Source organism: Pseudomonas sp. 32_A, from assembly GCF_017490905.1.
GTDB lineage: Bacteria > Pseudomonadota > Gammaproteobacteria > Pseudomonadales > Pseudomonadaceae > Aquipseudomonas > Aquipseudomonas inefficax.
Map to the genome: position 1 here is coordinate 1 of NZ_JAFGYI010000153.1, position 544 is coordinate 544.

Genomic DNA, 544 nt, shown 5'->3' on the forward strand with positions numbered 1-544 from the left:
TTCCAGCATTGCATAATGAAATTCGTTGGGATCGTGGACCATCTGGTTCTAAAATTGGTAATGATGATGTACAGATTATCTTTAAAAATGGATCAATCTTTAACGTTGTTGCCAATAAAGAAAGTTCCCGTGGTGGACGTCGACACTCTGGACTTATCGATGAAGTTATCCTTGTTGATGGGGAAAAATTCTCTCAAGTTATCGTACCGATGATGAACGTATCTCGTCGTGCAGCAAATGGAGAAGTTGACCCTAATGATAAGATGAATAAATCACAGATCTATATTACATCTGCTGGTTTCCGAGATCACTGTAGCTATCAAAAACAAATCCAGTTATTAGTATGGCAAATCGTACGTCCTGGAACTGCTTTTGTAATGGGTGGGACATGGAGAACCCCAGTTAAGATGGGTCTATTAGACCGAGGATTTGTGAACGATCTGAAAGCGGACGGAACGTTCGATGAAATCTCGTTCGCACGTGAGTAAACCAAATTATTCATGCTCACGTTAAATGCAATTAATTGCTGGAAACTCCTTAAGAC

1 protein-coding gene is annotated in these 544 nt (G+C 40.1%); it reads left to right on the plus strand.

Annotated elements, in window-relative coordinates:
• Positions 1-488, plus strand: a 488-nt coding sequence (locus tag J5M58_RS26040; RefSeq protein WP_207880209.1) for a hypothetical protein, incomplete at its 5' end; no start/stop codon positions are given.
• Positions 489-544: the final 56 nt, after the last annotated feature.